The organism is Streptococcus infantis, assembly GCF_047460685.1.
GTDB lineage: Bacteria > Bacillota > Bacilli > Lactobacillales > Streptococcaceae > Streptococcus > Streptococcus infantis_AD.
Map to the genome: position 1 here is coordinate 1 of NZ_JASHFS010000032.1, position 7,375 is coordinate 7,375.

General features: G+C 40.3%; 2 protein-coding genes and 1 pseudogene. 2 read left to right on the forward strand and 1 reads right to left on the reverse strand.

Translation table 11 applies throughout. The annotated features are described in order from the left end of the window. Positions 1–855 (forward strand): LPXTG cell wall anchor domain-containing protein (locus QM917_RS10440; RefSeq protein WP_414285709.1); only part of this gene is annotated, 855 nt, incomplete at its 5' end. A gap of 428 nt (positions 856–1,283) precedes the next feature. Here the strand turns inward: QM917_RS10440 and QM917_RS10445 are convergent. Further along, positions 1,284–1,466 (reverse strand): annotated as a pseudogene (locus tag QM917_RS10445) (IS30 family transposase); the annotation flags it as partial. Between the two features lie 523 nt (positions 1,467–1,989). Here QM917_RS10445 and QM917_RS10450 point away from each other — a divergent pair. After that, a partial coding sequence (locus QM917_RS10450; protein ID WP_414285711.1) for a YSIRK-type signal peptide-containing protein occupies positions 1,990–7,375 on the forward strand: 5,386 nt, incomplete at its 3' end.

Here is a 7,375-nt window from a genome sequence, read left to right on the forward strand (position 1 = left end):
CCAAATGACAAACTTCCTAAGAAAGATGTCCCAGGTACAGGTAAGATTACAGAACCAGGTAAACCAGCTGTTGAAGTTCCAGTAACAACACCAGGTAAGGTAACACCAAATACCCCAACAACTGAAAAACCAAGTGAGATTGAAATCACACGCAAACCAAATGGTGATGCAGTAGTAACGCCTAAGAAACCAGATGGTTCAACATACCCATCAGGCAGCAAGGTTGTGATTCCAGGTGAAAACAACACACCAATCACAGTCACAATCGGCGACAATGGCTCAGGTGAAGTACCAAATGACAAGCTTCCTAAGAAAGATGTCCCAGGTACAGGAACAGTAACTGAACCGAACAAGAAACCATCACAACCAGTGGATGTAACAACACCAGGTCAAAAGACACCAACAGTAGATGTTGAACAAGATCCTAAGACAGGTGACGTTACAGTAACACCGAAGAAACCAGATGGCTCAACATTCCCACCAGGAACTAAGGTAGAAATCCCAGGTGAAGATGGTCCAATCATTGTTGAAATCGGTCAAGATGGTAAAGGTAAAGTACCAAATGACAAACTTCCTAAGAAAGATGTCCCAGGTACAGGTAAGATTACAGAACCAGGTAAACCAGCTGTAGAAGTTCCAGTAGAAACTCCAGCTAAGGTAACACCAGTTGCAGTTAATCCGAATGTAAATCACGAAGATACTACAGCTACTATTGATAATGGAGCTAAGTCAAATGATTCTCAAAAAGTATTGCCAAATACTGGTACTGAATCAAATGCGACTCTTGCATCTCTAGGCCTTCTTGGTATTCTAGGTGGTCTCGGACTTGCTCTTGGAAAGAAAAAAGAAGACTAAAAATTTAGTCAATCACTATTCATTCTTTTGTATTGTAAAGATAAACTAGATTGGTTCTGGGAATCATGTTAGTCGTAAAATAAAAAGAATGTTTAGATAAAGAAAGCGAACAATGCTAGGATTTTGTTAAACGGAATTCTAAGTATTGTTCGCTTTTTGGGCTCCTTGTCAACTGTAGTGGGTTAAATAAAAGCTAAAATATGGAGAGGGCAATCGTTGTCCTCTCCATATTTTAGGATAGTTATTAATCCATTTTTCGATAAATGCGACTTTTTTGGGAGTCGTTTCTTAAAATTGATTGAAACAAGATATGAACAAAGAGGTTAGGAAAGTCAAAATAATTTTTAAAAATGTTTTAGAATCCGTAGTGTACTAATTTAAGTTCAATCTACTATAGCTCCCTTAGGTAACCATCTACGAATGAGTCAGTTGTGATTCTCATTAGTTCCCCTTTCCCAAGAGGCATAGGGATGTGTATAGTAGATATGCTCCTTAGAAAACACATCAGCCAAGCGGTTGAATTCGGCTCCATTGTCTGCCGTGATGGAAAGAATTTGATGCTGTTTTAAGATGAGTTTTAGAGCTTAATTGACCGACTCAGCGCTTTTATTTTTGGGGTATTGAGCACTTACCATTCGTTATCCTCGAGAAATGTATTGTACTATGAAACAACTAATACGATAAGCTACAACGGATTTATTCTACAGAAAGGAAAAACTCCAGTTTTATTTAGAAGGATAAAAGGTAAATAACTTATATACAATTTATTTCGAATTTTTTTAAATAAAACAAACTTTAAAGGCAAAAGAATACAAAAACAATAAAAATGAAGCGCCGCTAATAATGCCAATCGTTTGAGTGATATTTTAAATATGATTCATTTTTAATCGTTTGAAGAATGAAAACATCAAAATAATTCAATACTATCAAGGAAAAATAGAGGCTGAATCAAATATAATTATTTTAGATGCATAAAAACTAAAAAAAGTTTGACTTAAGCGATAAATAGTTTGCATATTCCCAATAAAAAGTATAAAATTATACTTGGATAGCTTTTCCTGTGAATATAAACAATATGTAAATATAAGCAATATGTGTTTCAGGTGAGCAAATTCAAAAAAAGGAGATAATAGAATGGATAAAAAATCATCCATGAGTCGTATTGAACGCCAAAAACGAGAAAAAGTTTTACGCTTTTCTATTCGTAAATATAGCTTTGGTGCGGCTTCAGTTGCTGTTGCAGCACTGATGTTTTTGGGTGCGCGCGTCGTTAGTGCGGATAGCGTAACACCTGTCGACCAACCTCATGTAGAGGCTTTAACTCAAGATACTAGTCCGCTAGCATCGCAGGATAAGGAAGAGCCTACTAGTTCTGTAAAAGTGGATACAGCTGTTGCAAGTCAGCTTGTGACACAGCTCAAAGACCAGCTCCACGTCAAGGAAGCTGCTAATACAGATCTTTTGGTTGCTGCCAAGGAAGAACTTGCTAAGGCTGAACTGACTCTCGCTGATTCAAAAGTGAGTCAAGAAGAAGTGGACGCTTTAGTAGCTCGCTTGACCAATGTTTTGGACCAGCTACGAGCAGTGGAAACTCCTCAAGTCAAAGAAGATAAAAATGACGAAAGCACACAGGAAGCAACTCCGGAAATCAAGCCAGAAGTAGCGAAGCCAACTTCAGAAATTTCAGCTAAGTCTGAGGAAACTTCAGAAAATACTAATGCTGAGCAACTGGAAAAAGCTAAAGCTAGTCTCAAATTATCTATTGAACGTTTGGAGCAGACTATCGCCCAAACACCTGAGAATGACTTGACACGTGAAATCTTGGAGAAAGCTATCGCCCAAGTTGCCGTAGCCAAGTCTGCATTTGGTGGTGTAGAAGTTAGCCTTCGTGATGTTGAGGATATGAATCGTGTCATCAAACGTAACGAAAGTTCTGTTATGATCGCACGTAATCGTTTGACTTCAGGTTCTCATGATCCACGTAATGGTCAAAGTATGGGACAGGGAACAGGTTTTAGAGCAAATGGTCAAATTAATCAAGGTGCTTTAACCAATATCAAGTATTTTGCTTCTGTCGATCCGAAAGAGAACGGTGGGCAAAAAACAATAAATGATAATCCAGAATTCACTAAAAATAAGACTGATATTAAAGCAACCTATGTACAAGATAGCGAAGGAAAATGGATCGTCTATGATGTCTTCTTCAATAACGATGGAAAAAGGATGACAAAGGCTTCATATCAGCAAGAATATTATTTCCAAGCTCCTTTTAATATCATGCACTCGTCTAATACGGTAAAAGATTTGAGTTTCACACGTTACCGTAATGATAGTGGTAGAAGACTTTCTGACGGATTCCAAGGCTTTACCCAATATGGAAATACAGCCTATATACCTACATCTAAAGTATGGGAACAGAATTATAATCTCTTTAATGGTGATAAACGAACAATCTATGATCCATATTCAGGAGTGACTCGTGATAACCAGCGATGGGCTGTCTTCAAAAACAACGAGAAAGACCCTGTCTTAAATAGCCTTACAAAAAATAAAAACGGTGGCTATCCAGGTGCATCATATTATCTTGGAGTTAAGACTGGACAAGAAAGTGCCGATTATGCAATGCACATGCATGCCAAGATTAGACTAAGAGATGATGTTACTGCTGAAGAAGCGGCTCAATATGGTCGTGTCTATGCAGCCTCAGTTACATACGGAAGAACTACTAATCAGTCTTATATTATGGGGGCAACGGGAACAAGTTTACAAGCAGACCCAGAGGCACCATTAGACCCAATTCAAGGTTTGACAGTTACAAAAACAGTAGGAGATAACGCAGGAGATCCAGTGAATCCAGTATCTTCAGGTTATGTCAAACATAAAAATGGTAAATCATTCCCTGCAGGAATGAACTGGACGTGGCAAGATAATAATTCGCCAAGTACCGCACAAGCTGGAGTATTCAAGTATACTTCTATTGCCACTTATAAAGACGGCTCTAAATCAACTGACGCTAATTCTGGTTCAGATGGAACAGTTACATTAATCGTTAAACCTAAAAAACCAGCTATTACAACAGATGTTGCTAACAAAAAAGGCTTAACAGGTCAACAAATTACTGTAAATGTTGGAAGTGGAGTGCCAAACGGTTCAACAGTTAACCTTTACGATGGTGATACAGTTATCGGAACTGGAACAACTAATGGAGAAACTGCAACAGTTACAGTTACAGGAGCTCTACCAGGAAAACCTATTACAGCTGCAACAGTTGTAAATAATGGTGGAACAGTAACTTCTGATAAAAGTGACCCAGTTACTCCAACAGAAGCACCAGATAACCAACCACCAAAGATTTACTGGCTTAAAGAAGATGGCAGTCGACAAGAGTTAGGTTCCACTCATGCGGCCGGTCAAAATGTAGTTATTCCACTCTACCGTGGTGATGCAGTGAACACACGTCTCATCACTATAGATGACAGTGGCAAAGTGACGGACTTCAGATTGGAAAACCTCCAAAGTGGTTTCAGCTTTACACCAGTCAGTGGGACAGCAACAGAAGAATCGCCATTAGGACAAAATGTAACAGGAAAAGTTGGTCTAGAAGTTAAGAAAGGGAAGTATACTGCCCGTGCAATTTCAACAGACGGAACTAACAGTACAACAGGATACTTTGTTTTTGACATACATGAACAAGCAGAAAAATACCCGCTAGAAGGTAAAACAGAGACTGTTACAGTTGGAGATTCACTAAAGACATGGAATGGACGTGTAGATTCTAACCAATATACAGAAGCACCAAAAGGACGTGGAGTTGGAGTAGAATGGGGATGGAAAGGAGAAGCACCAAAAGTTGTCCAAGATACAGCAGGTGTCTTCAAATACACAGCCACAGCAACCCATCCAGATAAATCAGTAGCTGAATCTAATCCGAAAGTAACCATTATTGTTAAACCAAAAGCTCCGACGATTGAAACAGATTTGACTGGTAAGGCAGAAGTGCCTAACACGGAAGTTGTAGTAAATGTTCATGAGGGGGTCAAAGATGGCTCTATTGTAACGCTTTATTCTCCAGAAGGACGTGCAATTGGTACAGGTACTGTAACCAATGGAAAAGCGAAAATCACAGGAACAATTCCAGTAGGTAATATTACAGCTAAAACAACTGTTCAAACGCCAGGACAGCCTAATGTTGAGTCAGAACTAAGCCCAATTAAGGTAGCAACCAAAATCGCCGAAACTGAAAAACCAGTTGCGATTGAAATTACTCGTAAACCAAATGGCGATGCGATTGTAACGCCTAAGAAACCAGATGGCTCAACATACCCATCAGGCAGCAAGGTAGTGATTCCAGGTGAAAATGGAACAACAATCCCAGTTACAATTGGCGACAATGGTTCAGGTGAAGTACCAAATGACAAGCTTCCTAAGAAAGATGTCCCAGGTACAGGAACAGTAACCGAACCTAATAAGAAACCATCACAACCAGTGAATGTAACAACACCAGCTCAAAAGACACCAACACTAGATGTTGAACAAGATCCTAAGACAGGTGACGTTACAGTAACACCGAAGAGACCAGATGGCTCAACATACCCACCAGGAACTAAGGTAGAAATCCCAGGTAAAGATGGAAAACCAATCCCAGTCACAATCGGTGAAGACGGTAAAGGTAAAGTACCAAACAGTGAATTACCAGACGGTAAAGTTCCAGGTACAGGTAAGATTACTGAACCAGGTAAACCAACAGTTGAAGTTCCAGTAGAAACACCAGCTAAGGTGACACCAGAAACACCAACAACTGAAAAACCAGTTGCGATTGAAATCACTCGTAAACCAAATGGTGATGCGATTGTAACGCCTAAGAAACCAGATGGCTCAACATACCCATCAGGCAGCAAGGTAGAAATTCCAGGTGAAAACGGAACACCAATCACAGTAACAATTGGCGACAATGGTTCAGGTGAAGTGCCAAATGACAAACTTCCTAAGAAAGATGTCCCAGGTACAGGAACAGTAACCGAACCTAACAAGAAACCATCACAACCAGTAGATGTAACAACACCAGCTCAAAAGACACCAACGCTAGATGTTGAACAAGATCCTAAGACAGGTGACGTTACAGTAACACCGAAGAAACCAGATGGATCAACATACCCACCAGGCACTACGGTAGAAATCCCAGGTGAAAATGGAACACCAATCACTGTTGAAATCGGTGAAGGTGGTAAAGGTAAAGTACCGAATGACAAACTTCCTAAGAAAGATGTCCCAGGTACAGGTAAGATTACAGAACCAGGTAAACCAACTGTAGAAGTTCCTAATGTAACAACACCAGCTAAGGTAACACCAGAAACACCAACAACTGAAAAACCAGTTGCGATTGAAATCACTCGTAAACCAAATGGTGATGCGATTGTAACGCCTAAGAAACCAGATGGCTCAACATACCCATCAGGCAGCAAGGTAGTGATTCCAGGTGAAAATGGAACAACAATCCCAGTTACAATTGGCGACAATGGTTCAGGTGAAGTACCAAATGACAAGCTTCCTAAGAAAGATGTCCCAGGTACAGGAACAGTAACCGAACCTAATAAGAAACCATCACAACCAGTGAATGTAACAACACCAGCTCAAAAGACACCAACACTAGATGTTGAACAAGATCCTAAGACAGGTGACGTTACAGTAACACCGAAGAGACCAGATGGCTCAACATACCCACCAGGAACTAAGGTAGAAATCCCAGGTAAAGATGGAAAACCAATCCCAGTCACAATCGGTGAAGACGGTAAAGGTAAAGTACCAAACAGTGAATTACCAGACGGTAAAGTTCCAGGTACAGGTAAGATTACTGAACCAGGTAAACCAACAGTTGAAGTTCCAGTAGAAACACCAGCTAAGGTGACACCAGAAACACCAACAACTGAAAAACCAGTTGCGATTGAAATCACTCGTAAACCAAATGGTGATGCGATTGTAACGCCTAAGAAACCAGATGGCTCAACATACCCATCAGGCAGCAAGGTAGAAATTCCAGGTGAAAACGGAACACCAATCACAGTAACAATTGGCGACAATGGTTCAGGTGAAGTGCCAAATGACAAACTTCCTAAGAAAGATGTCCCAGGTACAGGAACAGTAACCGAACCTAACAAGAAACCATCACAACCAGTAGATGTAACAACACCAGCTCGTAAGACACCAACAATAGAGTTGGATAAAGATCCTAAGACAGGTGACGTTACAGTAACACCGCAGAGACCAGGAGGAGGAACATATCCACCAGGAACTAAGGTAGAAATCCCAGGTGAAGATGGTAACCCAATCACCGTAACAATCGGTGAAGACGGTAAAGGTAAAGTACCAAACAGTGAATTACCAGACGGTAAAGTACCAGGAACAGGTAAGATTACAGAACCAGGTCAACCAGCAGTTGAAGTTCCAGTAGAAACTCCAGCTAAGGTAACACCAGAAACACCAGTAACTGAAAAACCAGGTAAGATTGAAATCACTCAACAAC